28 protein-coding genes are annotated in these 26,209 nt (G+C 68.3%); 23 read left to right on the top strand and 5 right to left on the bottom strand.

All coding sequences use genetic code 11. From position 1 onward, the window contains the following. The first annotated feature begins 10 nt into the window (after positions 1-10). The 12 genes from P3F85_RS16570 to P3F85_RS16625 all read left to right on the top strand — a co-directional run bounded on the left by P3F85_RS16570 (position 11) and on the right by P3F85_RS16625 (position 13,297). Positions 11-439, top strand: coding sequence for a flagellar hook assembly protein FlgD (locus P3F85_RS16570; protein ID WP_374008937.1), 429 nt, complete (start codon positions 11-13; stop codon positions 437-439). A 39-nt stretch (positions 440-478) separates the two neighbouring features. Further along, on the top strand, positions 479-1,651 hold the full coding sequence (locus tag P3F85_RS16575) for a flagellar hook protein FlgE (RefSeq protein WP_374008938.1): 1,173 nt from the start codon (positions 479-481) through the stop codon (positions 1,649-1,651). A gap of 187 nt (positions 1,652-1,838) precedes the next feature. Beyond that, positions 1,839-2,723: an ABC transporter ATP-binding protein gene (locus P3F85_RS16580; protein WP_374008939.1), complete on the top strand. Its 885-nt coding sequence runs from the start codon at positions 1,839-1,841 to the stop codon at positions 2,721-2,723. Beyond that, entirely contained in the window at positions 2,720-3,919 is a 1,200-nt protein-coding gene (locus P3F85_RS16585) for an ABC transporter permease (RefSeq protein ID WP_374008940.1), read from the top strand. Before P3F85_RS16580 ends, P3F85_RS16585 begins: the two co-directional genes overlap by 4 nt. Positions 3,920-4,128: 209 nt before the next feature. Further along, on the top strand, positions 4,129-4,311 hold the full coding sequence (locus tag P3F85_RS16590) for a hypothetical protein (RefSeq protein ID WP_374008941.1): 183 nt from the start codon (positions 4,129-4,131) through the stop codon (positions 4,309-4,311). After that, entirely contained in the window at positions 4,308-6,110 is a 1,803-nt protein-coding gene (locus P3F85_RS16595) for an alpha/beta fold hydrolase (protein ID WP_374008942.1), read from the top strand. The genes P3F85_RS16590 and P3F85_RS16595 overlap by 4 nt, the downstream gene beginning before the upstream one ends. Positions 6,111-6,133: 23 nt before the next feature. After that, positions 6,134-6,643, top strand: coding sequence for a hypothetical protein (locus tag P3F85_RS16600; protein ID WP_374008943.1), 510 nt, complete (start codon positions 6,134-6,136; stop codon positions 6,641-6,643). Further along, on the top strand, positions 6,640-7,404 hold the full coding sequence (locus P3F85_RS16605) for a class I SAM-dependent methyltransferase (RefSeq protein WP_374008944.1): 765 nt from the start codon (positions 6,640-6,642) through the stop codon (positions 7,402-7,404). The genes P3F85_RS16600 and P3F85_RS16605 overlap by 4 nt, the downstream gene beginning before the upstream one ends. A 239-nt stretch (positions 7,405-7,643) precedes the next feature. Then, the gene (locus tag P3F85_RS16610) at positions 7,644-9,176 is read left to right on the top strand and encodes a phytoene desaturase family protein (protein ID WP_374008945.1); all 1,533 of its coding nucleotides are present in this window, start codon (positions 7,644-7,646) and stop codon (positions 9,174-9,176) included. 215 nt (positions 9,177-9,391) lie between these two features. Further along, positions 9,392-10,831: an LPXTG cell wall anchor domain-containing protein gene (locus tag P3F85_RS16615; RefSeq protein ID WP_374008946.1), complete on the top strand. Its 1,440-nt coding sequence runs from the start codon at positions 9,392-9,394 to the stop codon at positions 10,829-10,831. An 88-nt stretch (positions 10,832-10,919) separates the two neighbouring features. Next, positions 10,920-11,669, top strand: a complete 750-nt coding sequence (locus P3F85_RS16620; protein ID WP_374008947.1) for an ABC transporter permease — start codon at positions 10,920-10,922, stop codon at positions 11,667-11,669. Between the two features lie 122 nt (positions 11,670-11,791). After that, the gene (locus tag P3F85_RS16625; protein ID WP_374008948.1) at positions 11,792-13,297 is read left to right on the top strand and encodes an alpha-N-arabinofuranosidase; all 1,506 of its coding nucleotides are present in this window, start codon (positions 11,792-11,794) and stop codon (positions 13,295-13,297) included. Positions 13,298-13,310: 13 nt separating this feature from the next. Here P3F85_RS16625 and P3F85_RS16630 read toward each other — a convergent pair whose 3' ends face one another. From P3F85_RS16630 to P3F85_RS16640, 3 genes are read right to left on the bottom strand one after another with little or no spacing between them, the layout of a single operon-like run. Next, positions 13,311-14,138 (bottom strand): flagellar motor protein MotB, encoded by an 828-nt coding sequence (locus P3F85_RS16630; protein WP_374008949.1) that lies wholly within the window; start codon positions 14,136-14,138, stop codon positions 13,311-13,313. A 1-nt stretch (position 14,139) separates the two neighbouring features. Beyond that, on the bottom strand, positions 14,140-14,955 hold the full coding sequence (locus P3F85_RS16635; RefSeq protein ID WP_374008950.1) for a motility protein A: 816 nt from the start codon (positions 14,953-14,955) through the stop codon (positions 14,140-14,142). Then, the gene (locus P3F85_RS16640; protein ID WP_374008951.1) at positions 14,955-15,281 is read right to left on the bottom strand and encodes a flagellar FlbD family protein; all 327 of its coding nucleotides are present in this window, start codon (positions 15,279-15,281) and stop codon (positions 14,955-14,957) included. Before P3F85_RS16640 ends, P3F85_RS16635 begins: the two co-directional genes overlap by 1 nt. Before the next feature lie 136 nt (positions 15,282-15,417). Between P3F85_RS16640 and P3F85_RS16645 the strand changes: the two genes are divergently transcribed. Together P3F85_RS16645 and fliN are read left to right on the top strand one after the other, a co-directional pair. Next, the gene (locus tag P3F85_RS16645; RefSeq protein ID WP_374008952.1) at positions 15,418-16,302 is read left to right on the top strand and encodes a flagellar motor switch protein FliM; all 885 of its coding nucleotides are present in this window, start codon (positions 15,418-15,420) and stop codon (positions 16,300-16,302) included. Positions 16,303-16,305: 3 nt separating this feature from the next. After that, positions 16,306-17,022, top strand: coding sequence for a flagellar motor switch protein FliN (gene fliN / locus P3F85_RS16650; RefSeq protein ID WP_374008953.1), 717 nt, complete (start codon positions 16,306-16,308; stop codon positions 17,020-17,022). Between the two features lie 25 nt (positions 17,023-17,047). Here fliN and P3F85_RS16655 read toward each other — a convergent pair whose 3' ends face one another. Continuing rightward, positions 17,048-18,214, bottom strand: coding sequence for a hypothetical protein (locus P3F85_RS16655; protein WP_374008954.1), 1,167 nt, complete (start codon positions 18,212-18,214; stop codon positions 17,048-17,050). A 207-nt stretch (positions 18,215-18,421) separates the two neighbouring features. Here P3F85_RS16655 and fliO point away from each other — a divergent pair, with 207 nt between their 5' ends. From fliO to P3F85_RS16700, 9 genes are read left to right on the top strand one after another with little or no spacing between them, the layout of a single operon-like run. Beyond that, complete coding sequence (gene fliO / locus P3F85_RS16660) at positions 18,422-18,937, top strand: flagellar biosynthetic protein FliO (protein ID WP_374008955.1); 516 nt, start codon at positions 18,422-18,424, stop codon at positions 18,935-18,937. Continuing rightward, entirely contained in the window at positions 18,898-19,767 is an 870-nt protein-coding gene (fliP, locus tag P3F85_RS16665; protein ID WP_374008956.1) for a flagellar type III secretion system pore protein FliP, read from the top strand. Before fliO ends, fliP begins: the two co-directional genes overlap by 40 nt. Then, a complete protein-coding gene (gene fliQ / locus P3F85_RS16670; RefSeq protein ID WP_374008957.1) occupies positions 19,764-20,039 on the top strand; it encodes a flagellar biosynthesis protein FliQ in 276 nt (91 codons plus the stop codon). The genes fliP and fliQ overlap by 4 nt, the downstream gene beginning before the upstream one ends. Continuing rightward, positions 20,039-20,800, top strand: coding sequence for a flagellar biosynthetic protein FliR (locus P3F85_RS16675; RefSeq protein WP_374008958.1), 762 nt, complete (start codon positions 20,039-20,041; stop codon positions 20,798-20,800). Before fliQ ends, P3F85_RS16675 begins: the two co-directional genes overlap by 1 nt. Continuing rightward, positions 20,797-21,891, top strand: a complete 1,095-nt coding sequence (locus P3F85_RS16680; protein WP_374008959.1) for a flagellar biosynthesis protein FlhB — start codon at positions 20,797-20,799, stop codon at positions 21,889-21,891. Before P3F85_RS16675 ends, P3F85_RS16680 begins: the two co-directional genes overlap by 4 nt. Further along, positions 21,888-23,945 carry a flagellar biosynthesis protein FlhA gene (locus P3F85_RS16685; protein WP_374008960.1) on the top strand — a complete coding sequence of 686 codons (2,058 nt, stop codon included), beginning with the start codon at positions 21,888-21,890 and terminating at the stop codon, positions 23,943-23,945. Before P3F85_RS16680 ends, P3F85_RS16685 begins: the two co-directional genes overlap by 4 nt. After that, on the top strand, positions 23,923-24,642 hold the full coding sequence (locus P3F85_RS16690; protein WP_374008961.1) for a hypothetical protein: 720 nt from the start codon (positions 23,923-23,925) through the stop codon (positions 24,640-24,642). Before P3F85_RS16685 ends, P3F85_RS16690 begins: the two co-directional genes overlap by 23 nt. A 9-nt stretch (positions 24,643-24,651) precedes the next feature. Continuing rightward, complete coding sequence (gene csrA / locus P3F85_RS16695; protein WP_374008962.1) at positions 24,652-24,888, top strand: carbon storage regulator CsrA; 237 nt, start codon at positions 24,652-24,654, stop codon at positions 24,886-24,888. Between the two features lie 47 nt (positions 24,889-24,935). Continuing rightward, positions 24,936-25,499 (top strand): cysteine hydrolase family protein, encoded by a 564-nt coding sequence (locus tag P3F85_RS16700; RefSeq protein ID WP_374008963.1) that lies wholly within the window; start codon positions 24,936-24,938, stop codon positions 25,497-25,499. On the opposite strand, the gene P3F85_RS16705 is transcribed toward P3F85_RS16700, so the two are convergent. Further along, positions 25,480-26,193, bottom strand: coding sequence for a DUF4386 domain-containing protein (locus tag P3F85_RS16705; protein WP_374008964.1), 714 nt, complete (start codon positions 26,191-26,193; stop codon positions 25,480-25,482). The two genes, P3F85_RS16700 and P3F85_RS16705, sit on opposite strands and share 20 nt — an antisense overlap. Positions 26,194-26,209 lie beyond the last annotated feature (16 nt).

Below are 26,209 nucleotides of genomic sequence, written 5' to 3' on the forward strand. Positions count from 1 at the left end.
GGGAGCCACCGTGGCCGTCGACCCCATCACCGGAGCAGACTCCGCCTCCACCGGGGGCATCTACTCCAGCGCCCCCACGCGTGCGCCGAAGCAGTCGCTCGACAGCGAGGCGTTCATGCAACTGCTGGTGACCCAGCTGCGCAACCAGGACCCGAGCTCGCCCATGGACACCAACCAGATGATCTCGCAGACCACCCAGCTGGCCATGATGGAGAAGCTCACCAACATGGACACCACCGCGCAGGAGGGCTTCGCCCTGCAGATGCGGCAGGCGGCCGCGGCCCTCATCGGTCACACCGTGAGCTACCTCGACAAGAACGGCGACACGAAGACCGGCGTCGCCTCGTCCGTCTCGTACGCGGGATCCGTCCCGATCGTGTCCGTCGGCGACCAGAAGCTCGCGCTCGACGCGATCCTCGGCGTCGTTACTCCGGCCTGACCCCACACCCCGCGATTTTCCTCACGAAAGGATCCACCCATGCTCCGCTCGCTCTACTCCGGCATCTCCGGCCTCCGCTCGCACCAGGCCATGCTCGACGTCACCGGCAACAACATCGCCAACGTCAACACCACGGCCTTCAAAGCCTCCGCCGTGCAGTTCCAGGACACGCTCTCGCAGCTCGTCCGCGGCGCCGGCAGCGCGCAGCCGGAGACCGGCGGCACCAACCCAGCTCAGATCGGGCTGGGCGTGCTGGTCGCCGGCATCTCCACCAACTTCACCCAGGGTGCCGCGCAGGCGACCGGTCGCTCCACCGACATGATGATCAACGGCGACGGATTCTTCGTCACGAAGGTCGGCGGCGAGACCGTGTACACGCGTGCCGGGTCGCTCGATCCCGACGCCCTGGGCCGCCTGGTGGGACCCGGCGGCGCGATCCTGCAGGGGTGGAACGCCGTGAACGGGGTCGTCCAGCAGGGCGGCGCGCTCAGCGACATCACCATTCCGTTGAAGGCGGTCGCACCGGCTGCAGCGACGACCACGGCGAACGTGACGGGCAACCTGCCGTCGGATGCGGCGAACGGCGACCAGCTGGTGCGCGACGTGAACGTCTTCGACGCCAACGGAACCGCGCGCAAGCTCACGCTGACCTTCACCAAGACGGCGGCGGGCTGGGATGTGGCGGGCGCGGACGCGTCCGGAGCCACCGGCACCGGGACGCTCACCTTCACGAACGGCGTGCTCACCGGCGGCGGTGCGCTCACCGTCGGCGGCGTCGCCGTCAACCTCGCGTCGGTGAGCGGCTTCTCCGGCATCACGACGATCGCTTTCAAGGACCAGAACGGCCGCGCAGCGGGCACCCTGGAGTCGTTCACTCTCGACAAGGACGGCACGATCACCGGCCTGTTCTCGAACGGCGACAAGCAGGCCGTCGGCCGCATCGCGCTGGCGACCTTCGTCAACCCGGGCGGCCTCGAGAAGGCGGGAGGCTCGACCTACCGGGCTACCGTCAACTCCGGCGCGGCACAGCTGGGCGGACCGGGCGAGGACGGCCTCGGTCAGCTGCAGGGAGGCTCGCTCGAGATGTCGAACGTCGACCTGTCGCAGGAGTTCACGAACCTGATCGTCGCCCAGCGCGGCTTCCAGGCCAACGCTCGCATCATCACCACCTCCGACGAGGTGCTCCAGGAGCTGACCAACCTGAAGCGCTGATCCCTGCTTCCGGCCTGAACCGGCCCGAGTTGCGACCTCCAGTCGCCACTCGGGCCGGTTTTGCGCATCCACTCACCACTCGGGCGGGCGGCAATTGAGGACAGTCCGGGTTTCACGGCGGAAGCCGGCCTATATACACTCAGACATCATATTTAAATGATGTATGGGGATATGCATGCGTGTAGAGGTGAAGAACTTCCGGATGTGCTTCGGTGATCGGACCGTCGTCGACGATCTGTCCTTCGTAGTGGAGCCCGGTGAGACGTTCGGGTTCCTGGGGAGCAATGGCTCGGGCAAGACCACGACGTTGCGGGCTCTGCTGGGCATGTGGCCGGCGACCGGTGGCGAGCTCCTGATCGATGGTCGTCCGTTCGTGCCGGGCCAGGGCGCCCGAGTGGGATATCTTCCGGAAGAGCGGGGGCTCTATCGCAAGGACGCGGTGCTCGACATCATGGTGTACTTCGCCGAGATCAAGGGGATCGATCGCGCTCAAGCGAAAGTTTGGTCGACGGACTATCTAGAGCGTGTGGGGCTGGCGGACAAGTCGCAGCTGAAGTTGGAGAAGCTCTCGGGCGGTCAGCAGCAGAAGATCCAGCTCGGAATCGCGATGCTCGGCGAGCCGCGCCTCCTGATCCTGGACGAGCCGGCCAAGGGTCTGGACCCGGTGAACCGGCAACTGCTCATGGATCTGATCGCCGAGCGCCAAGAGGAGGGCGCCACTGTCATCCTTGTCACGCACAACATGGACGAGGTCGAGCGTCTCTGCGACCGTGTGCTGCTGCTACGCGAGGGGCGCGCCGCAGCCTACGGAACGATCGCCGACATCCAGGAGCGTTTCGGAACGCCGACGATCCTCGTCCGTTCTACGGGTGCGATCCCCGAGTCGAACCTCTACACGCGTGGGGACATGGTGGATGGCGCACAAGAGTTGCGTCCCCGACCGAACGCGCGCGACGAGGACATCCTCGAGTACCTGGTGCGGAGTGGCGCGAAGCCGAGGGCGTTCCAGCCGTGCCCCATTTCGATGGATGAAGTCTTCGTTCGCGTCTATGGAGAAAAGGTGCCGGCATGAGCCGCCCACCGGTCGTGGTCGTCACCCGCTTCGAGCTGACACGGACGCTGCGCAAGCCGCAGTTCTGGGTGTCGGCTCTCCTGCTCCCTGGGATTCTCGCCGCGATGGTGCTCATCGTGGCATGGGCGGGTAACGCGGAGCCGGAAGCCCATGACGCGATCGCGTTCGAGTACAGCGACCGATCAGGAATTATCTCCGACACGGTCGCAGCACAGATCGGAGGAACCCAAGCCACAGCCGACGCTGCAGAAAGAGCGAAGGCCGGCAAGCTCGCAGCGTACATCGCTTTCCCGGCGGACCCGGCAAGCGAGCCGGTGACAATCGTTGCCGCCGATCGAGGACTCATCGGGAACGGTGACTACCTTGCACTCGCGACCCGACTCTTCACCGACAGCGTCGACGAATCGCTGGCCTCCCGGCACGCAGCTGAGCTCGTCAGGACGACGCCGCACACCGACCTCCAGACCTACAGCGACGGCGAACCGGCCGCCGGTCTCGGCGCAGTCGTCCTGCCCGCTCTGATCGGCGTCCTGCTGCTGCTCATCGTGTCCCTCCTGGGCAATCAGATGCTCAACTCGACCGTGGAGGAGAAGGAGAACCGCATCAGCGAGATGCTTCTGATATCGCTACCCGCGCGGGCGTTGATCCACGGGAAGATCCTCGCCCTCGCGCTGGTGGGACTCATCCAGATCGGCATCGTCGCCGTCGCAAGCGTCGCGATCTACGCTGCCGCCGCCTCCTGGCTACCTCTCGATGAGTTGGGGGTCAGCAGCATCACCGTCGACCCGGTGCGTATCGGCGTCGGCCTGCTGTTGCTGGCGGGCGGTGTGCTGATGATGACTGCCCTGCTCGTGCTCATCGGTGCCGCGATGCCCACCGCCAAAGAGGCGGCCCCTTTCTATACGGCCGTGGTCATCTTCACGATCGCCCCGCTCTACTTGATTACGACAATTCTGATGACTCCGCACAGCGCGGTGGTGCAGGTGCTGACCTTCTTCCCGCTGACCGCGCCGACGACCGCTCTGATCGTGAACGCCACAGGCGCGCTTCACCCTCTCCTCGGTGCAGGCATCGGCCTCGGTCTGCTGGTGATCGGAGCGGTCATCCTCAAGCTCGCGATCGCGATGTTCCAGCGCGGAGTGATCCATTACGACCGCCCCCTACGCCTGAACGACCTCAGATCCACCCGCGCGTAGCGCACAACACAGAAAGGGCAAACCGATGACAAGCATCGCCGCCACCATGAACACACGATCGAGTCAGCCGATGACCGGCGCGTCCCTGGAGACCGCGAGCACCTCGCCGGTGACCGCAACTCCGGCTGCAGTCACCGTGCTCGCCGTCGCCTACGGCGTCGGACTGCTCATCGGCTACGCCATCCGCTGACGAACGAAAGGAATCGACCATGGACATCGCCTCCACCATTTGTGAGCGCACCAGCAGCACCCGGACGCCCATGACGACCGCCACGCTGCAGATCAACAGGGCAGCCCCTGTTGCGGCCACCCCAGCGGTGGTCGGTCTCGGGGCAGCTGTGCTGGGTGTCTTCGGAATCGGCTTCGCGGTTGGGCAGGCGGCCGGGAGGTGACGAACTCCCGGCTGAAGGGTGCCTTCGCCCCGATCGACATCGACCGCGAAGGCACCCTTCGTTCGATCGAACGACTTACCGCCGCTACGACCATCGTCTCCTCGGCGGAGTACCTGGCCCGTCCGCGCGAGTTCGAACCGGGTTCCCTGGGTGATTGGGGGATCATCCGCGACCGGTTCGCCAACCTTCCCGCATGGCAACAACGCACTCTTTCCGCGGCGAGCAGGCCCACTGTCTCCCGTGGCCTTCATGTTGGCCGGGTCCTCGCGTCCGCGGCATTGCTGGTACCCGCGGGCCCCAAGGTCCGCGCGATCGCAAATGGCTACCTCGCCGCCTCCGCGGCTGCGCTCTATCCGCGATCAACCTACGGAAGCGACGGGTCAGACCAGGTTTGCTTCCAGACCGCAACGGCCGCGTTCGTCGCACGCGCCGTACCCGAGCCCGGAGTGCAGGACGCGGCGATCTGGTACATCGCTCTTCAATCCGCGCTCGCCTATGCCGTTTCTGGGTGGGTGAAGCTCTTCGGCCGATCATGGCGAACGGGCACCGCTGTCTCGGGTGTCATGCGGACCCGTGCGTACGGCAACCGTCTGCTTTGGCGGTTTCTCAAGGACCGTCCCAGACTCGCAAAGGTCAGCGCCCACAGCATGCTCGCTTTCGAGGGCCTCTTCCCTCTGGTCTTCGTCGCCAACGGTCGACTCACCCAATCGTTCATCGCGGCCGCAGCCGCATTCCACACGTTCATCGCAGGATCTATGGGTTTGGGACGATTTCTCACCGCCTTCGGCTCGATGCTGCCAGCCGTCGCGTACACCACCAATACGCGGCCAAAGTCCAAGCTTGTCCCTGCCATGACCCTCGTCAGCGTTGGGGCCGCTCTCGCAGGCGGAACCTTCACAGGAGTGCTGCGCCGGTCACGCGTCCGTCGTCGTCGGCCCGGTAGTCGCACAATCACGTGCACAAGCGGCAACACCCTGCACTATCAGTGGCAGCGATCGGGGGCCGTCCCCGGGGTGCCAGTGCTCATCCTGGACCACGGCATGGCATCAACCCCGCAGCATTTCGCGTGGATCATTGAACACCTGCCCACCGACATCGACGTCATCACGTACTGGCGTGCAGGCTACGGACCGTCCGAGAACGTCAACGGCGGGTACAGCTCGGCCGACAGCGGCGAAGACCTCGCGGACCTCATCGACGCCCTCCCCGAGGGAGTGACCACGATCTTCGTTGGCGGTCATTCACTTGGGGGGCTTGTGGCGCGGCGCGCTGCGCAGATCAGCGACCGGGTCCTCGCCGGGGTCATCTACGTGGACTCCTCGCACCCCGGTCAGCTCAGCCTCTCTGACGGTCAGCGCAAAGGAGCCGACGGGCTCAGCAGCGCGTTTACCGGCGTTCCGAGCAGCCTGAGGGCCGGACTCGGATGGCTGCTGCACGTCCCGTCGTGGGTCGGTGATCTGCCCCAACAGGCCCGCAAGGACGCGTTGGACCAGTACCGCGATTCTCGGCTTTGGCTCAGCGGTGCCCGCGAGTGGGCCGACGCCCGCCGCCGCTTCAGCCGAAGACGGACCACCACTCTGACCACCGTCCCGATTCCAGCCCTGGTGATCACTGCCGAGCACACGCTCCGAGCCGACCCGGCCCAAGAACACCTGCACGCGGATCTCGCGATGAGCCACTCTGCCTCTACCCGTGTGGTGATCCGGGGTGCAGACCATGACTCGATCATGACCAACCGCGACCACGCTGCAGCGACCAGTCACGCCATCGCCGCTTTCATGGCCGAGGCAGCCGCATGAGACGTATACCGGTTCCCGAGCTCATGACGGCTGCAGCGGCATCCGTCCTGCTCACCGCCACGATCTTCTCGCAGCACCCCAACCGGATGTTCGACCGGTTCCGCAACAAAGACAAGCTCGGCTTCTGGCTGCCGAACTGGCGCTTCTTCGCACCTGAGCCGGCACAGAACGACTTCCACGTCCTGCACCGGACCCTGAGCGCAACTGGCGTCGAATCCAACTGGGTCGAAACCCATCAGATCAGCTCACGCCGGCTCAGCCATCTCGTGTGGTTCCCCAGTCGCCGCACAGATAAGGGCATATTCGACGCCACGGCTGACCTGATGGGAACCATTCCGTTCGGGCATGACGCTGTACTAGCCTCACCGGCCTACCGGGTCTTGTCATCGTTCGTCCTCCGACACATCCGAGAGGCATCGACCGATCCCGTCGCCGGATACCAATTCATGCTCGCCAGCAGCACGGGCTACGACGGCACTGTCGAGCCCGACGAGATTCTCCGATCCCCGTTCATCCCTCTGGAGCAAACATGACAACGAATACAGCAACCTATCTCGGGTACGGCCGCGACTTCGCTGACGTCTACGACCAGATCTTTCCCCGCGATGCCGTCGCCCCGGCCGAGATCGAGTGGCTAGCTCAGCACGTCCCCAACCAGAGCGCGCACATTCTCGAACTCGGCGTGGGAACAGGGCGCATTGCGATCCCTCTGGCTCAGCACTTGAGCGAGCGCGGGACTCCGATCTGTTACCGCGGCATCGACGTCAGCCCGGAGATGATCGCAAGACTTGCCGTAGTCGACACCGACGGACTCATCTCTTGCCAGATCGACGACATGATCGACGGCGACTACCCAGACGGGAACGACATGATCCTGTGCGTCTGTGGAACCCTCGCAATGGCGACCGCGGCCGACGATCAGGCAATTGTGTTTCGCAAGGCATCTGCCGCGCTCAAGCCAGGTGGCACCTTCGTCGTCGAAACACACAACCCCGACCTCGTCCAGGCCATGCATCAGCAGCATTCCATCACCTACGCCGTGCCCTATCCAGGCCCAGGCCAAGCGCTCGTCAGCTTCTCCGAGCTCGAAGGCAGCGACTGGCATCTCGACCACTGTTGGATCGACAACGGAACCGCGACGTTCATGAGCGAGGACAGCCGAGTCACGACCCTCGCCGAACTCGACGCTTACGCCTCCGCCACAGGCTTCACCGCGGTCTGCCACACCGCAGGGCTCACCGGAAGCCCAATCGAGCCGCTCAGTGGAACCGTTACCGCCGTGTACCGCAAGTAGTCGAGCTCCTGCCCTGGCCCAGGTACCTCTAGCCGTCATCCATCCGGATGCGCCAACAACACGAAGGAGAATCATGGTCACCGACCGAATCAACGCACGACAGCACAACTCCATCCGGAGTACCCAGATGACTATCGGAACAGCTGCACCTGTCACCGCAACACCCGTCGTGGTCGCTGCCGCAGTGGGAGTCGCCTCGGTCGTCTCCGGGTTTGGCTGGGCCTACGGCTGGTAACCAAATGGTCGCACTGGGGCGCAGGCCCGCCCCAGTGCGGCCACCCAGGCACGAAATAGGTAACCACTACGACAAGAAGCTTTGGAACGGAGCCAGCATCGACCTCGACGCTGTCATCGTGGGCGCGGGACCTAACGGTCTAGCGGCGGGAATCATCCTCGCGCGGGCCGGCCTCGAGGTCGCAGTCTACGAAGCCGCGTCAGCTCCCGGAGGAGCAATGCGCACAGAAGTCTCCGCCGAGGGGACATCGTTTGACGTCGGCCCGGCCGTCTTTCCTTTTGCCACAGCATCGCGCTTCTTCAGGGAGTGGCAGCTCGAGCGCCGGGTCGATCTCTTCACGCCCGAGATCTCCTACGCGCACCCACTGGACAACGGCGACGCCGCCGTTGCATACCGGGACCTCATCCGCACGGTCGCCGAGCTGGGCAGCGGAGGACGTTCGTGGAATGCTCGCTTCGCAGGCCTCGCGCGCGATCCCCATGAGCTTGCCGATCTCGCATTGACGCCGGTGATCAGCAGCCTTGCTCACACGTCATCTCTGGCGCGTCTCGGAACCGCCGTCGGACGGTCGCTGCTGAGCTCCCGTACTCTCTCAGTCGCTGGTTCGAAGGCGGCAGCGCTGTTCGCCGGCGTGGCTGCGCACGCTGGGGCCCCATTGGATAGCCTGGCGGCCGCGGGCATTGGAACGTCGCTTGCCGTGCTTGGTCACGCCGGAGGTTGGCCACTCCCGCGCGGCGGCGCGCAATCGGTCACAGACGCAATGGTCGACGACTTTCAGGCACACGGAGGCCGTATCCACCTCGATCGCCGGATCGACAGCCTCGCAGACATCCCCGCCTGCCGGGCTCTCCTCCTTGACACTTCCCCGGCTGATGCACTCCGGATACTGGGCCCGGCACACAACTCGCGCGCTCAACGACAGTTCCAGCGACTGCGGCAGGGTCCTGCTGTGTTCAAGGTCGACGCGGTGCTCAGTGAGCCACTGCCATGGCGCCATTCGGCGGTCCGCAACGCCGCGACCGTCCACGTCGGGGGCGACGCACGCGAACTCCATACGGCCGAACACGACATCGCGCGGGGAAGGGTCCCGGAAAGCCCATTCGTGATGCTCGTCCAACCCACTGTCGTCGATCCTGGACGGGCGCCGGATCGGCACGTGGTCTGGGCCTACACCAGGCTCCCCCAATGCGCGACGGATCGGACGATGACCGAACCCATACTGCGTCAGATCGAGCGCTTCGCCCCCGGATTCCGAGACACGATCCTCGAGAAAGTGATAACCACCCCCCGCCAACTGAACAACATCAACCGGAACCTCGAAGGAGGAGACATCCTGGGCGGCAGGACGACTGGGCTGAGCTTCATCCGACGCCCGACCCTCGGCCCATCGCCATGGCGGCTCAACCGTCCCGGGACATACATCTGCTCGAGCGCTGTAGCCCCAGGGCCCGGGGTCCACGGCATGGGAGGGTTCCACGCGGCGGCAGACGCCCTCAGGAGAGTTTTCGGGCGGTCGCTGCCGGACCTCGCGCCCTAGCGGACCGAAGCTACGTCCTCCGCGATGTGCACTCTACGAGTCGGGTCGCCACTCCGAGCTCGCGCCGTATGGCAGCACCCCCTCAAGCGGGGGTATCCGGATGGGAAATCGTTCTCATAGACTCCGTGAGGGGAATGCAGGGGATATCCATAACGTTCGTTGAGAATTTCTCAGCCCCCGACTTCTGACCTCTAACCGAAATGGTGCCCGCCAACGTGATCTCCACCAGAACCCGCCGCGCCGCCCGCGCAACCGCTCTCGGCTTGTCGCTCGCGCTCGCCGCGGGAGGGGCCCTTCTTGCGGCCGCCCCGGCAACCGCCGTCGACACGCCGACGGAGGTGCACGCGTCCGACATCGCGCCCGTCGAGAACGGCAGCACCTACACGACGTGGCACCAGGCCGTTGCCGGCGCCACGTCCGCCAACTACAGCATCACCGCCGACGGCCTGCAGCTGACGGGCGAGTCCCAGATCGTCCACGGCTACGCGACCGGCGCGCGTCCCAGTGGCAGCGACCTCTTCGACCTGATCAACAGCGGAGACATCAGCTGGACGACGAAGGCCGGCACCGGCGCGGCCGTCTTCCAGCTCCCCGTCGCCTACGGCGACTCGTCGGCTCCTGAGACAACAACGCTCCGGCCGGCCACGCCCGTCGAGGGCGCCAACACCGCGGACGTGGACCAGGACTGGGTCAGCAGCAACGACATCACCAGCGCGTCTGACGGCACCACCGTCGTCACGGCGAACACGCCGGTGCCGCTGGGCGAACTGATCTCCGACCTGGGCACCGACACCGTTCAGGTGCTCGCCTTCGGCGTGGGCTCCGTGCTTGGCACCAGCCCGGTCGTCACGGGCCTCCACTTCGACGGAACCGGCTACGTCTTCGTGCAGGACCCGCTCGCTGCGGGCACCGCGACGATCTCCGGCGACGCGAAGGTCGGCAGTACGCTGACCGTCGCCACCGCGGGATGGCCCGCGGGCACCACCTTCGACTACCAGTGGTACTACTCCGGCGGCCAGTTCGGCGGCGAGATCGAGAACGCGGCGAACGCACCGACCTACACCCTGACCGAAGCCGAGACCGGCCTCCAGGTCGGCGTCATCGTGACCGGGCACAAGGCAGGCTTCGCGCCGACCTCGGTGCACAGCACCAACATGACCGACTGGGTCGTCGCGCCGCAGAAGGCCGCCGCCCCGGCGCCGGTCGCCAGCTCCGACGCCCTTCCGGCCTACCTCGCAGCGCAGGGCGTCACGCCGGAGACCCCGGCCAGCGCCGGCCTCCCCGCGTCGCTCGAGACCGGCAAGAGCTACGTCGCCGAGGTGCAGTGGAACGGCAGGGACTCCTTCGTCGACGTGTACGCCTACTCGACTCCGGTCCTCGTCGGCAGCTTCCCCGTGGTGAACGGCGTCGTGCAGATCAGCCTCAGCCCGGCACTCCTCGCTTCGTTGGCGGCGGGCAGCCACACGCTGGTCATCAGCGGCCAGACGTCGGGCACCGTCCAGGCCGTCGCGTTCAGCGTGTCGGCCGTCGCACCGGCGGGAGTGCTCGCCGCCACCGGCTCGGACGCCACCGTTCCGGCCATCGCCGCCGGACTGCTCCTGCTCGCAGGCCTGGCCCTGATGGTCATCCGTCGCCGCCGGGAGGCTCGCGCCTGATCAGCGCATCCTGAACCTTCGGGCCCCCGTCGTGCACCGCCACGGCGGGGGTTCGTCGTTCGCGGCCATCCCCTCGTAGGCTCGTGCCGTGCCCATCCTCCAGGAGCTGGCGCCGACCCTCCTCGGCGTCGCCGTGCTCGCGCTGCTCGCGGTGGCGGTGCTGGCCGCGTACCGGGTTCCGCATCGCTGGGCGCCCGCCCTCGCCATCCTGACGGGCGCGGCCCAGCTCGCGATCATCAGCGTCATCCTCGCGGGGGTCATCACCGACCCGCGCTGGGTCGCCCTGGCACTGCTGGTGATGTTCTCGGTGGCGGCGGCCACCGCGACGCACCGCATCGGCTGGTCGCGGCAGCACGCGCTGATGATGGCCACCGGCATGGCGACCGGGGTCGTGGCGTCGTTCTCGGTGGTGTTCCTCACCGGCGCCATCGAGTTCAGCTCGCGCTACGCGCTGGCGATCGGCGGCATCGTGATCGGCAACTCCATGAGCATCGCGACCCTCACCGGGCGACGGTTCACCGAAGCGGTCGGCGATCACTGGGACGAGGTGGAGGGCTGGCTCGCCCTGGGCGCGACGCCGCGGCAGTCGACGCTGGAGCAGGCACGGGGAGCGGTCTACTCGGCACTCATCCCCTCGGTCGACCAGACGAAGACGACCGGCCTCGTGACCCTGCCCGGCGCGTTCGTCGGCGCCATCTTCGGGGGAGTGTCCCCGCTGGAGGCCGGACGCTTCCAGGTGGTGGTGCTCGCGGCGATCATGGCCGCCGGAGCGATCACGGCAGTCATCGTGTCGGGGTGGCTGGCGCCGGTCCGGGTGCGGCCGGGCGCCCTCCGCTGACCGATCGAACCCCTGCGATCGGGCGCGTTCGAAAACATTTGACACGGTCACATCCGTCCCGCATCATGGCCTGTACAACGTTGTAACCCCATCAGGAACATGAAGTAGGAACCCGGGAGACCATGCTCGAGACCCGCATCGCCCTCGACCGCTCCGCGCGCGTCGCGACCGTCAACCGCCGCATCTTCGGCTCGTTCGTGGAACACCTCGGGCGCTGCGTCTACGACGGCATCTACGAGCCGGGACACCCGACGGCGAACGAAGACGGGTTCCGGCTCGACGTGGTGGAGCTGGTGCGCGAACTCGGCACGAGCACCATCCGGTACCCGGGCGGCAACTTCGTCTCCGGCTTCCGGTGGGAGGACTCGGTCGGCCCGCGCGAGCTGCGTCCCGTCCGCCGCGACCTGGCCTGGCACTCCCTGGAGTCGAACCAGGTGGGCCTCGACGAGTTCTCGCGCTGGCTGAAGCTCACGAACTCCGAGCTCATGCTCGCCGTCAACCTCGGCACGCGGGGCATCCAGGCGGCGCTGGATCTCCTCGAGTACGCGAATCACCCGTCGGGGACCGCGCTCAGCGACCAGCGCATCGCGAACGGAACACCCGAGCCGCACGACATCCGGATGTGGTGCCTCGGCAACGAGATGGACGGCCCCTGGCAGACCGGGTACATGACCGCGGACGACTACGGCAAGCTCGCCGCGCGGACCGCCGCCGCCATGAAGATGGCCGACAAAGACCTCGAGCTGGTCGTCTGCGGCTCCTCCGGCTCCGGGATGCCGACGTTCGGCGACTGGGAGCGCACGGTCCTGGAGCACTCCTACGAGAATGTCGACTACATCTCCGCTCACGCGTACTACCAGGAGCGCGGCGGCGACCTCGGCTCGTTCCTCGCGTCGTCGGTGGACATGCAGTACTTCATCGACACGGTCGTCACCACGGCGGACCACGTCGGCAACAAGCTGAAGAACCCGAAGCGCATCCAGATCTCGTTCGACGAGTGGAACATCTGGTACCTCGACGAGCACAAGGCGTCGGAGGAGATCAACGACGAGTGGCGTTACGCTCCGCGGCAGCTGGAGGACGTCTACTCGGTCGCCGACGCCGTCGTGCTCGGCAACCTGCTGATCACGCTACTGAAGAACCACGATCGGGTGACCAGTGCATCCCTCGCCCAGCTGGTCAACGTGATCGCACCGATCATGACCGAGCCGGGCGGAGCATCCTGGCGCCAGACCACGTTCTTCCCGTTCTCGGTGACGAGTCGCCTCGCGCGCGGCGAGGTGCTGCGTCCCAGCGTCTCGACCGGCACCTACGAAACCGCCGTCCACGGCGAGGCGGACCTGGTGGATGCGGTCGCCACCGTTGACGAGGCCGACGGCTCGGCCGCGCTGTTCGTGGTCAACCGCAGCACGACGGAGACGCAGACCGTGCGAGTGGATGTCCGCGACCTCGGCGTCGACCGGGTACGTGAGGCCGTGTCGCTGTGGGACGACGACGTGTACGCGAAGAACACGATGCAGGACCAGGAGCGGGTGGGCCTCCGCCCGACGCCCGTCGCCGCGCTCGCGGACGGCGTGCTCACCCTCGAACTCCCGCCGGTCTCCTGGACCGCAGTGTCGCTCGGCTGATCGCGGCTCGGCGTCAGCCGGCGCCGACGGCCGCGGTGGAGGCGGGAGGCGTCTCGGATGCCTGCGGGATGAGCTTGCGGACCGCCTCGGGCTGCGCGGACAGCACCACCACATCCACTCGCCGGTTCTGCGCGAGGTCGTTGTCGGTGGTCCCGGTGAAGCCGTCGACCGGGCGGGCGGAGCCGAAGCTGACCGCGGCGATCCTGCCCTGAGGGAAGCCGTTCACCTCGACGAGGTGGCGCAGCACGCTGGTCGCACGGCCCGCAGAGAGCTCCCAGTTCGTGGGATACGGAGCGCCCGGCTGGCGCAGGTCGGCGTGACCCTCGACCGAGACGCCGTAGGAGGCGGGCGCGAGCACCGGACCGATGTCGTTCAGCACGGAGACGGCGCGGGCGCTCAGCTCCGCACGGTTCGAGTCGAAGAAAGTGGAGTTGCCCACCAGCCCGATCGTGAGGCCGCGCTCGTCGATCTTCAGCTGCACTGCATCCTGCAGCCCGTCCCGGGTCAGCGCCGCCTGGATCTGGTCGCGCAGGTGCTGCAGGTTCTGCACCTCCTGCTGGGCGAGCGCGAACTCGGTCGATTTGCCGGACTCGTCCACGTGCTTCGGCGGGACGACGACCCCTGACGCGGTGTCGACCTTCTGGGTCTTCACCTGGCCGAATCCGGTCGCCAGCGAGTCCTTCAGCTGCTCGAACTTCTTCGCGTCCACCGTCGACATGGCGAACAGCACGATGAACATGCACATGAGCACGGTGACCATGTCCATGTAGGAGGCCATCCAGCGCTCCTCGTTCTCGTGCTCCTCAGGCTCCTCGTGCCTCTTGCGGCGGCGGGCGGACACGTCAGGCCGCTTCTTCGATCGGTTCCTTCGCGCGCGACGCCTTGGAGCTCTTCGACGCGGGCTTCTCGGCGTCGCCGCCGGGCACCATGGCGCGCAGGCGCTCGCCGAGGAGGCGCGGCTGGCTGCCGGACTGCACGGCCAGCACGCCCTCCATGAGCAGCGTCATGCGCTCGACGTCCAGCTCGGAGAGCCGGCGCAGCCGGGCACCGAGCGGCAGCCACAGGAAGTTGGCCGAGAGCAGACCCCACAGGGTCGCCACGAAGGCGCTCGCGATCAGCGGGCCCAGCTCGCCGGGGGTAGCGAGGTTCTCGAGCACGTGCGTCAGCGAGACGACCGTTCCGATGATGCCGATCGTCGGCGCGTAGCCTCCCATGGCGCTGAAGAACTTGGCGGCGACGCGGTCCTTCTTCGAGCGGGTGGCGATCTCGTCCTCGAGCAGCACGCGCAGCTCGTCGCCGTCCGTGCCGTCGGCGATGTTCTGCAGTGCGCGCTTGAGGAAGGGGTCGTCGACGCCCTCCGCCTCCTGCTCCATCGCGAGCAGGCCGTTGGCGCGCGCCTTCTCCGCCAGGCCGACCACCTGGTCGATCACCTGCTGCGGCGGCTCGATCTTGCCGCGGAGTGCCCGGGGGAGCGCCTTCACGGCGATCAGGAAGTCCTTGATCGTGCCGCTCGCGATCCCAACGGCGATGGTGGCCCCGAAGACCAGCACCATGGGCGCGGGGAGGAGGAGCGAGCTCAGGTGAGCGCCCTCCATCGTCACCATCGCGACGACGGCGCCGAAAGCGATGACGATACCGATGATCGTTGCCGGGTCCATTACTTCTTCCTTGCTCGAAGGGGGACGGCGCGGGCCTCGGGGTGAGCCTCCACCGCTTCGTCGTCTTCCAGCCCGGTCAGCGCCACGAGTCCCAGCGGCGGCGCGGGCACGGGGCGCGGGCCGAAGCTGGGGAGGTCATGGGCGAGGGCGATCACACGCGCCCGGTACGCGGCGATCTTCTCGATCACTTCGCTGATGGACTCGGTGACGATGAATTTCGCCCCGTCGACCATGACGAGAGTGGTGTCCGGACTGGCGTGGATGCGCTCGATGAGGTCGGGATTGACCGCAAACTGGGTGTCGTTCAGTCGGGTGACGACGATCATGGGCGCGAATCCTGGTCTCGGCTCCGGGTGAGCCGTCACGAGTGCACTATCGGCGCGGCCCGGTCGGTCGTTAGGGGGACCGGCGTTTCCGCGGACGCCGCTAACGGCACGGGATCGGCGGCCGATAGTCCCTCCCGTGACGACTCTGCAGGCCCCGGCGCCCGATGCGCCCGAGGCGCCGGTCTACGACTTCCGGCGGCCGACGACGCTCGCGCGCGAGCACTCCCGGGTGCTCGAGCTGGCTTTCGAGACGTTCGCCCGGCAGTGGGGGACGCAGCTGACGGCCAAAGTCCGCGTGCTCAGCCAGGTGGAGTGCGACTCCGTCCAGATGCAGACGTATGACGAGTACGCGGCGTCGCTCCCCGCCACCACCGCGATGGTGCTGTGCGAGCTGGAGCACACCGCGCCGAAGGCCGTGATCCAGTTCCCGACGATCGCGGCCCTGTCGTGGGTGAACGCGATGCTCGGCGGGCAGGGGACGCCCGTCGACCACGAGCGCATCTTCACGCAGATCGAGCAAGCGCTCGTCCGGCGGCTCATGGACGACGCGCTCGAGGACCTGCACTACTCGCTCGGCTCGCTCCTGGTCACGCCGATCGCGGTCGACGCCATCCAGTACAACTCCCAGTTCGCGCAGGCGGCGGCGACGTCCGAGCTGATGGTCGTCGCCGGCTTCGAACTCCGGGTCGGCGAGAACACGGCCCGGGCGACGGTGGCGATTCCGGCCGTCGCCCTGCTGCCGCAGCTCGGCGAGACCAACCCCACCCACAGTGCGGACAATGCACGGGAGCTGGTCGACGCACAGCTGGCCCACGTCCCGGTGGATGTGGCACTGCGCCTCACCCCGGCGACCGTGCGGCCGAGCGTGGTCCTCGGCCTCTCCGTCGGCGACCTGCTCCCGCTGCCGCATCCGCAGCACCGACCTTTCGACCTCACCGTCGGCGGACACACCGTCGCCTCGGCCGGCCTCGGCTCGAGCGGCTCGCGCCTCGCCTGCGTGATCATCAACACAGAGGACTGAACCATGAGCATGACCAGCATCGCGAACGCCGCCGGACTCTCCCTCGGCCAGGCCCAGGCGGCCGCCGAGGCACTCGCCCGGGTGCTGCCGACGGGGGCATCCCTCACCCCGCTGCTCACGAGCGGGTCGGATGTGCGGGCGGGCGTCCCGGCCGTGGTCGCGACGTTCGTCGGCGCGGTCTCGGCCGACCTCGCCGTCGTGCTGCTGGAGGCGCCGCAGCTGGTCGACGAGGGTGCTGACGGGTCACCGGTCGTCGCCCTGCAGGATGTGCTGCAGCCCGCGCTCGAAGCAGCGAGCGACACGCTCGGCGCGGGTGTGCTCGACGACGCCCGTGCCGAGGACGCCGCGGAACTCTTCGCCGATCCCGCCACGACGGTGTTCGCCCTGTCCGGTCCTGCGGGTGTCGCGGGCTGGTTCGCGGTGCGCGGCCGCGCATCCGTCGCCGAGCGCTCCGGGGGCACCCCGCTGGGAGGCAAGCTCGCCCGCATCAGCAACGTGGAGATGGCCCTGACCGTCGAGATCGGGCGCACGCGCATGGCGGTCCGGGATGTGCTGGCCATGGAGCCGGGCGCTGTCATCGAGCTGGACCGCTCGGCGGGTTCGCCCGCCGATGTGCTGCTCAACGGCCGGCTCATCGCCCACGGCGAGATCGTCGTGGTCGACCAGGACTACGCCGTGCGGATCACGAAGATCCTCGACACGGCCGAAGACCTGGACTGACGACCCAGCGGTCGGTCCGTTCCGGTCACCGGCATTGGCCGGCGACGGCGATCTGCTCGTCCGAGGGACGGCCGTACGCTTCGATCCCGGAGCCTCCGACGTCGAAACCCATCGAGATGGCCCAGGCCGTGGCCCACATCTCGTCGTTCTCGTTGAACACCGGACCGTCGAACAGCGCCTTGCACTCCGGGCGGACCACCTGTGCGTGACCGACCTCGTGGGTGACCACGGCTTTCGCGTCGATGTCGCCGTCGGTCCATCCCTCTTGGATGGTGAAGTTTAGGTCGATGGTCGCCCAGCCGCCGTCCTCGTAGCGGTACTGCGTCGTGCCCGAGTACCAGCCGTCGCTGAGGCCGCTGACGGCCTTGTGCCACTCGAAGTCGAGCGTGACTCCGTGGGCGATAGAACGCGCGTAGTCCTCGATCTGGGCGCGGATCGGGTACGCCGGGTCCTGCTTCGCGGCTTCGCCTGCGGCCTCGGCGACGTTCACGCCGTCGATCGTCGAGACCAGCTGGAGCAACCCGGATCCGCCGAACTGCGCCGAGATCACGCCGTCCTTGCCGCCGTCGATCGCGTGCCGGAGCTCGACCTTGCTCGCATACGAGGCGGCGGTGTCCGCCGTCAGCACCTGCTCGCCGTGCGCCGCGAGAGCCGTGTACACGGTGGCGGCGGCCTGCGCCAGCTTCTTCTGGGCCGCGTTGAGGGACGCGAGGTCGGCGGCCTTGGACTTCCGGTCTGCCTGCTCCTGCCGGATCACCTGCTCGGAGTGCTGCACGTCTGCGAGCACGGTCCACGGGAGGAGGTCGCCCCCGTCAGCGGAGGCGTGGGGCGCGTCGAACGGGGCGAAGGTGAGCCCCGTGCTCTTCGCCTGCAGCTCCGCGTGCGCCGCGGTGAGGGCGGTCGCCGCGGCCTCGGGCAGATAGTCCGGACGCGGGTGCTCGGTGAACACACTCAGCGATGAGATCGCCGAGCGGGCCTTGTCGATCGCGCTCCCGCGCTGGTCGGTGACCTCGGCGAGCGCTGTGGATGCGGCCACGACCTGACGGTCGGCCGTCGCCACGGCCTCCAGAGCGATCGCCCGCCACGTCCAGCCCGCGCCGATACCGGCCGCGGCGGCCAGCACGACGAACGCCGTGACCGTCACCCAGAGGCGCCACCTCCGCGTGCGCTCCGGTTCACCGCTTTCGCCCACTGCTCATCCCCATTCGTCCCGCCCGATCATATAGATACGACGCGTGCAACCAGCCCCCCCCCCCCCCCGCGCGCCCCCGCGTGCCCCCCCGCGCCCCCTATGGCGTCGAAGTGCACGTCGTGACGGCTATTCCGCGCGAATAACGGCCACGACGTGCACCTCGGCGAACGCCTAACGGCGAGGGAGCGGCGGCCGATAGTGCGCTCCGTGGAGACCCTGTTCATCGCCCTGCGCGTGCTCGTCGTGCTCGGCGTGATCGTGGCGCTGCTGTGGTTCGTGCAGCGCCGCGTGACGAAGGGTCGGACGTCCGCTCGCAGGCGTCGCGGCAACGCGGTGACCGTCGTCGGGCGGCAGGGGATCGGCCCGAAGGCCTCGGTCGTCGTCGTGGATGTGGACGGCAACCGTTTCGTGCTCGGCGTCACCGAACGTCAGGTCTCCGTGCTCCACACCGCCGATCGTCCGCAGGATGCGGACGTGACGCGGCTGAAGCCCGTGCGGGAGGTGGCGGCCGCGACCGGCACCACCGACGCAGCGCCGATCGGCGACGCGGGCGGCACCACCAGCACCACCAGCACCACCAGCACCACCAGCACCACCAGGCAGGATGCCGACTTCCTCACGGCGCAGGGACGCGCCTCGGTCTTCGACGAGGCACTCAAAGGCTCGATCCTGTCCCCGGCAACGTGGCGTCAGGCGAGTGCGGCGGTGCGGCCCAAGAAGTGACGGCGCGCGCCGGGCGACTCCCTCGCCTCGCCCTGGCCGGTGTCCTGGTCGCGTTCGTCGCCGTCGCGATCGTGCTGCTCAGCGCCAACGCCGCGCACGCCGTGCCGACACCCGTCCCCACGCCGACCGGTCCCAGTGGACCCGGCGGCGCCGGCACGGGAGGCATCACCCTCGACATCAACGGCCCGAACGGCACGCCCAACGCCGCCATCCTCACCCTCGTCGGCATCACGGTGCTCTCGGTCGCGCCCGCGCTGCTGCTGATGATGTCGTCGTTCACCAAGATCTTCGTGGTCCTCGCGATCACCCGCAATGCGCTCGCGTTGCCGTCCATCCCGCCGAATCAGGTGCTGGCCGGACTGGCGTTGTTCCTGAGCCTCTTCATCATGAGTCCGGTGCTGGTCGACATCAACAACACGGCTGTGCAGCCCTACCTCGCCGGCCATATCGACTTCACGGCCGCCGCGCACGCCGCCGAGGCGCCGCTCCGCGGGTTCATGGCGGCGCACACGCGCGAGGAGGACATCGCGCTGATGACGCGCGCGGCGGGCCGGCCGAACCCGGAGCACGTGAGCTCCGTTCCACTGCTCACCCTCATCCCGGCCTTCATGATCTCGGAGCTGCGGGCGGCGTTCATCATCGGCTTCGTGATCTTCGTGCCGTTCCTGGTCATCGACATGGTGGTCTCGGCCGCCCTGATGTCGATGGGCATGATGATGCTCCCTCCCGTGATGATCTCGCTGCCGTTCAAGATCCTCCTGTTCGTCCTGGTCGACGGCTGGGGCCTCATCATCTCGAGCCTGATCACGAGCTACGGGGGTGGGGGATGAATCCGAACGCTGTCCTCGACATCGCCATGCAGGGTCTCATGGTGACGGCGAAGCTGGCCGCCCCGATCGTCATCACCGCGCTCGTCGTCGGGTTCGCGATCTCGCTGGTGCAGTCCATCACGCAGATCCAGGAGGTCACGCTGTCCTTCGTGCCGAAAGCGGCGGCGGTCGCGATCGCGCTGCTGATCTGCGGCCAGTGGATGATCTCCGAGCTGGTGACCTTCACCCATGTGCTGTTCGAGAAGCTCCCGCAGCTGCTGGGCGGCGGCTGATGAATATCCCGATCGACCTGGGCTCGATCGAAGCCATCGCGCTGGCGTCCCTACGCATGGTCGCGTTCCTGGTGATCGCGCCACCGTTCTCCTACAACGGCTTCCCTGCACAGGTGAAGGGGATGCTCGGGATCGGCCTGGCCGTCGCCGTCGCGCCGCGCGCGGGTGCCGGCTACAGCTCGGGCGACACCGGTGCGTTCCTCCTCGACATGGTCCGCGAGCTCGCGGTGGGCGCAACGCTCGGGTTCCTGGTGTTCCTGGTCTTCGCGGCCATCCAGTCGGCGGGAAACCTCATCGACCTGTTCGGCGGCTTCCAGCTCGCGCAGGCGTTCGACCCGCAGTCGATGATCAACGGAGCCCAGTTCACGCGCCTGTTCCAGGTCACGTCGCTCGCGCTGCTGTTCGCCTCGGGCGGCTACCAGCTGATCATCGGGGGCCTGGTCCGGTCGTTCGACGCCATCCCGCTGGCCAGCGGGCTGAGCATGGCGGACCCCGCGAAGGAGATGGTCAACGGGGTCACTCAGATGTTCCTCGCCGCCTTGCAGATCGCGGGCCCGCTCATCGTCGTGCTGTTCCTCGCGGATGTCGGGCTCGGCCTCCTGACGCGCGTGGCGCCTGCGCTCAATGCGTTCTCGCTCGGCTTCCCTCTGAAGATCATGCTCACGGTGGTGCTCTCGGCGATCGTGTTCGTCGCCCTCCCCGGGGTCGTGTCCGGTCTCACCGACACGGCGGTCAAGACGATGCTGGGGGTGGGCCGGTGAGCGACGCGCAGGAACGCACCGAGAAGGCGACCGACAAGCGGATGAAGGAGGCGCGCTCGAAGGGCCGCCTCAGCAAGTCCGCGGACCTGACCGCCTGGGTGGGGGTCGGCGCCGCGGCGGTGATGCTGCCGTTCACGCTGCAGACCGGGACGACGGCTGCCATCGACCAGCTGTTCTCCGTCCGCTCGGTCATCGAGAGTCCGGATCCGGCCAAGGCCGTCGCAGCGCTGGGTGCGGGCCTCGGCAGCATCATGGCGACGATCGGACCGCTGCTCGGAGTCGGTGCGCTCGCCGTGGTGGGCGCGGCGGCGGTGCAGGGCGGCATCCACTTCAAGAAACTCGAGGGCAAGTACGAGCAGTTCAACGTCGTGCAGGGACTCGGCCGCGTGTTCGGGATGCGCGCGCTCTGGGAGGGCGCCAAGACGCTGCTCAAGTCGGGCGTGGTCGCGATCGGGCTGTTCCTCGTCGTGCAGGGGCTGATGCCCGTGCTGCTGACGTCCGGGTCGATGCCGCTCACGTCGCTGCTGTCCGCGGCGACCGGCGGCACCGCGGGACTCCTCCAGGCGGCCGTTGGCGCAGGCCTCGTGCTCGCGGGGCTCGACGTGCTGGTCGTGATGCGGCGCAACCGCAAGCACACCCGCATGAGCAAGCAGGAAGTCCGCGACGAGAACAAGAACAGCGAGGGTGACCCGCTGGTGCGCTCGCAGCGCCGGTCGCGCCAGCTCGCGATGAGCCGCAACCGCATGATCGCGGCGATCGGAGGGGCGGATGTGGTGCTCGTCAACCCCACGCACATCGCCGTCGCGGTGAAGTACGAGCCGGGCAAGTCCGCGCCGCGCATCGTCGCAAAGGGCTCCGGGGAGATCGCGCTGCGCATCCGGGCGAAGGCCGAGGAGGAGCGCGTGCCCATCGTGAAGGACATCCCGCTCGCCCGCGCGCTGCACGCGGGCTGCCAGATCGGCGACGAGATCCCGGTCGAGCTCTACAACTCCGTCGCGCGCGTGCTCGCGTTCGTCATGTCGCTGAAGCAGCGCGGCTCGGCGACCGGAATCCACACGATGCGACCCCAGCTGCAAGGAGGGCTGTCATGAAGCCGAACACGGGTCTCGCTGCCAAGGTCGCGGTGCCGATCGGCGTGGTGGGCATCATCATGCTGCTGGTCGTGCCGGTGCCGTCCTGGCTGCTCGACATGCTCATCATCGTCAACATCATGCTCGCGCTCGTGGTGCTGCTCACCACCATGTTCGTCAAGAAGCCGCTCGACTTCTCCGTCTTCCCGTCGCTGCTGCTCGTCGCGACGTTGTTCCGGCTGGGGCTCAACGTCGCCTCCACGCGGCTGGTGCTGGGGGACGGTTTCGCGGGCCAGGTCATCCAGGCCTTCGGGCACGTGGCGGTCGGCGGGTCGATCATCATCGGCGCGGTGGTGTTCCTGATCCTGGTGGTCATCCAGTTCATCGTGGTCACCAAGGGCGCCGAGCGCGTCGCGGAGGTGGGAGCGCGCTTCACCCTCGACGCGATGCCGGGCAAGCAGATGGCGATCGACGCCGACCTGAACGCCGGCCTCATCACCGAGGAGCAGGCCCGCGCCCGCCGTGCGGAGGTCTCCGCCGAGGCCGACTTCTACGGCGCGATGGACGGCGCGTCGAAGTTTGTGAAGGGCGACGCGATCGCGGGCATCCTGATCATCATCATCAACGTGGTGGGCGGGATCGCGATCGGGATGATCCAGCGCGGCATGGATCTCGGCGACGCCATCAACTCGTACACGCTGCTGACCATCGGCGACGGCCTGGTGTCGCAGATCCCCGCGCTCCTGATGGCCGTGTCCACCGGCATGATCGTGACCCGCTCGAACGCCGAGTCCGACCTGGGCACCACCGCCGGCAACCAGCTGAGCCAGTCGCGGAACGCGCTGATGATCGCCGGATGCGCGGCCATCGTGATGGCGCTGATCCCGGGGATGCCGCCCATCCCGTTCGTCCTGGTCGGCGCGGTCCTGATCTTCGCGTCGCAGCGGATCAAGACATCGCAGGCCGCACAGAAGAAGGCGCAGGCGGCGCAGAACGCGGTCGCCACCGCGACGAAGACGGAGACGACCGAAGACCTGATCGAGCAGATGCGGGTGCACGCGCTCGAGATCACGCTCGCGCCGGACCTCGTGGACATCGTCAGCGGCGCGTCGGACGACCTGCTCGCCCGCGTGCGCGCGCTGCGGCGCAAGATCGCCCTCGAACTCGGCGTCATCGTGCCGCCGGTGCGCACCCGCGACAGCGCAGAGCTGCCGCCGTCGACGTACGTCATCAAGATCGCGGGGGTGGAGGCAGGGCGCGGGCAGGCGCCGTCGGGACGCGTCCTCGCACTGGGCGATGCGCTCGACAACCTGCCAGGAACTCCCACGGTGGAGCCGGTGTTCGGCCTGCCGGCGAAGTGGATCCCATCCGAGATGCGGCACAGTGCCGAGCTCGGCGGCGCGACCGTGATCGACCGCGTCTCGGTGCTCATCACGCACCTGTCGTCGATCATCACGGCGAACGCAGCGCGGCTGCTCACCCGGGAGGACGTCCGCCTGCTCACCGAGGGCGTCAAGCAGGTGAACCCGCCCGCGGTGGAGGAGCTCATCCCGGCACTGCTGTCGCTCGCGGAGGTGCAGCGCGTGCTGCAGGGGCTGCTCGCCGAGCAGGTCCCGATCAACGACCTGCCGCGCATCCTGGAGGCGCTGACGCTACGTGCGAAGGTCTCGAACGACCCCGAGGGACTGGTCGAGGCCGCGCGGACGGCGCTCGGGCCGGCGGTGGTCGCACCGCACATCGACGCGGGGACGCTCCGCGTCATCATGATCGATCCCGGACTCGAGCAGTCGATGCTGGAGGGGCTGCGGCCGTCGGAGGGCGGCATGCAGATCGTGCTCGACCCGGTGCGGTTGGAGGCGGTGCTCGCCTCCGTCCGCGACACCGCCGGACGGCTGGACGATGCGGGCGTCTCGGCGGTGCTCGTCTGCGCCCCGGCGCTGCGCCCCGCGATCCGGCGGCTCGTGGCGGGGCAGATCTCCGGCCTCGCGGTGCTGTCGTACCAGGAGGTGACGGCCGTCCAGGCCGCGATCGAGACCGTGGGGGTGGTCCGCGGTGCGGAGTCGATCGCGGCCTGAGTGGGTAGACGGTGCGGACGACGTCCTGCCGGCCGTCTCGACGTCGTCCCTGGCCTTCCAGGCCGTGCTCGACGACCTCGTCCGTGCCGTCGACGCCCCCGACCTGGCCGCACCCACCTCCGCCCCCGCCGCCCCCGACCCCGATCCCGCGCCGCCGAGTCGTGACTCGTTGCTCCCATCGGCCCCGAGTGGTGACATGTTGTCGCAACTCGGCGGGGGTGACGAGAGGGGTTCCGCTGCGCCGGCAGGGCCGCCTCCGGCGCGGCTGCGCGGGCGCGGGGATCTCACGCTCGTGATCGGTCTCGGCGGGGATGCGCACGAGGCCGCCCGCGTGCTCGCCGCGTCCGCCGACGCCGGCGCCGAGGTGCAGCGCGTCGTGGACCGCCGGGATGCGCTGGCCGCGCGCGCAGACGGCGTCCGGCGGGAGATCCCGATCGTCGCCGCCTTCCCGCTGGCAGGACCCCGCTCGGTCCCGACGGTCGCGGCCGACCTCGCGGGCATCGCGCCCGACCAGGTGTGGGTCGCGGTCGACGCGACCCGCAAGCACGAGGACACCGCCGAGTGGGTCCTGGCGGTGGATGCGGTGCTCGCGGTGGACGCGGCGGCCGCGACCGGCGCCTCCCTCACCGCCTCGCCCGAGTCCGTCGAGCTGCTGGGTGTTCCGGTGCTGTGGCTGGACGCGCCGCCCGGCGGATAGGCTGGGGCGATGCTGGTATTGACGCGCAAGGCGGGGGAGCGGGTGCTCATCGGCGACGACATCGTCGTCACGATCCTCGACGCGCGCGGCGACGGTGTCCGGATCGGCATCGACGCTCCTCGCGGCATCCGCATCCAGCGCGACGAAGTGGTCAAAGCCGTGACCGAGGCGAACCAGGAGGCGACCGAGCGCGCCGCCGAGACCGACGACGCTGAGGCGCTCATCAAGAAGTCGCTCGGTCTCTGAGCCGCCTCCCGGCACCGGGCAGGTAGTTTACGTATGTGAACGATTTAGTGCGCGACCCCCATCGCACCGCTCTGCTCATCATGGACGTCCAGCACGGCATCCTCGCCCGGCACCCGGACGGCGACGCCTTCGTGGCGGGCCTGGTCCGCGCTCGAGCCGCCGCGCGCGCAGCAGGTCTGACGATCGGGTACGTCCGGGTGGCACTGACCGCCGAGGAGGCGGAGCGCGTTCCCCCGACCTCGCGTTTCGCGGGTGCCGCCGTGCGCCTGGACGCCGACAGCCCCGCCACGCAGCTCGACGAGCGACTGACGCCCGCTCCGGGCGAGATCGTGGTGCGGAAGCAACGGGTGGGTGCGTTCGGCACCACCGACCTCGCCGAGCAGCTCGCCCTGCGGGGGGTCGACACGCTGGTGCTCACCGGCCTCGTCACCGCGGGGGTAGTGCTGTCCACGATCCGTGACGCCGCCGACCGCGACTACCGGCTCGTAGTGCTCGAGGACGGCTGCTGGGACTCCGACCCCGAGGTGCACCGCGTGCTCACCGAGAGGGTCTTCCCGCGGAGCGGCGCGACCGTGACATCGATCGAGGACTTCATTGCATCACTGGCGTAGGGGCGGACGCCTCGTCGACGCGCGGCGCGCTCCTCCGGAACCCGTGCGCCGTCAGGTAGATGCCCAGGAACGCCTCCCACACGAACTCGGGCAGCGTGGCGAGCGCCGACCACGGCGAGACCTGGTCGTAGGCGCCCAGGAGCACGGCGATGCCCGACAGTGACAGGATCGGGCCGCCGATCATCCCGATGAGCGCCCAGCCGCGGGGCACCAGGTGCGCGCGGTACAGCATCCAGCCGAGGAGCAGGCCGTTCCCAATCCCGACGACGAAGCCGGGCCCGAGCAGGAACGTCCAGCCGTGCAGTGCGACGAGCGCCTGCGCGACGACGACCGCTGCCGCGTCGACTGAGCCCGTGACGCCGTCCTGCCGCAGGGTCACGATCGTGAGCAGGCTGAGGATGCCGACCGCGATCAGCGTGCATTCCATCACCCGTGCGACGACGTAGGCGAGGGCGAGGGAGGGACTGGTCCGGCGCAGCACCGGGTACAGCACCAGGGCGGTGCCGAGATTGGCGATGACGAGGGCGATCTCGCAGAGTGCGCCGGCGAGCACGGCGCCGGTCGCGCCTGAGCCGAGCACGAAGTGGGGGTCGCTCAGCACCGGTCCGTACAGCAGCGCGCCGGTGATGGATGTGGCGAAGGTGAGGAGGAACAGCACGCCCGCGGCGAGCGAGCGGCGACGATCCTGGTCCATGAGGAACCTCTCGATA

This window comes from Leifsonia sp. T36S-04, assembly GCF_042465655.1.
Taxonomy (GTDB): Bacteria; Actinomycetota; Actinomycetes; order Actinomycetales; family Microbacteriaceae; genus Leifsonia.

Coding starts and splice junctions, on each gene's coding strand:
- P3F85_RS16610 (WP_374008945.1), top strand. CDS start 7,644: ATGGTCGCACTGGGGCGCAGGCCCGCCCCAGTGCGGCCACCCAGGCAC.
- P3F85_RS16705 (WP_374008964.1), bottom strand. CDS start 26,193: ATGGACCAGGATCGTCGCCGCTCGCTCGCCGCGGGCGTGCTGTTCCTC.
- P3F85_RS16635 (WP_374008950.1), bottom strand. CDS start 14,955: ATGGACCCGGCAACGATCATCGGTATCGTCATCGCTTTCGGCGCCGTC.
- P3F85_RS16585 (WP_374008940.1), top strand. CDS start 2,720: ATGAGCCGCCCACCGGTCGTGGTCGTCACCCGCTTCGAGCTGACACGG.
- P3F85_RS16590 (WP_374008941.1), top strand. CDS start 4,129: ATGGACATCGCCTCCACCATTTGTGAGCGCACCAGCAGCACCCGGACG.
- P3F85_RS16625 (WP_374008948.1), top strand. CDS start 11,792: ATGCTCGAGACCCGCATCGCCCTCGACCGCTCCGCGCGCGTCGCGACC.
- P3F85_RS16675 (WP_374008958.1), top strand. CDS start 20,039: ATGAATATCCCGATCGACCTGGGCTCGATCGAAGCCATCGCGCTGGCG.
- fliQ (WP_374008957.1), top strand. CDS start 19,764: ATGAATCCGAACGCTGTCCTCGACATCGCCATGCAGGGTCTCATGGTG.
- fliN (WP_374008953.1), top strand. CDS start 16,306: ATGAGCATGACCAGCATCGCGAACGCCGCCGGACTCTCCCTCGGCCAG.
- P3F85_RS16575 (WP_374008938.1), top strand. CDS start 479: ATGCTCCGCTCGCTCTACTCCGGCATCTCCGGCCTCCGCTCGCACCAG.
- P3F85_RS16640 (WP_374008951.1), bottom strand. CDS start 15,281: ATGATCGTCGTCACCCGACTGAACGACACCCAGTTTGCGGTCAATCCC.
- csrA (WP_374008962.1), top strand. CDS start 24,652: ATGCTGGTATTGACGCGCAAGGCGGGGGAGCGGGTGCTCATCGGCGAC.
- P3F85_RS16605 (WP_374008944.1), top strand. CDS start 6,640: ATGACAACGAATACAGCAACCTATCTCGGGTACGGCCGCGACTTCGCT.
- P3F85_RS16685 (WP_374008960.1), top strand. CDS start 21,888: ATGAAGCCGAACACGGGTCTCGCTGCCAAGGTCGCGGTGCCGATCGGC.
- P3F85_RS16600 (WP_374008943.1), top strand. CDS start 6,134: ATGACGGCTGCAGCGGCATCCGTCCTGCTCACCGCCACGATCTTCTCG.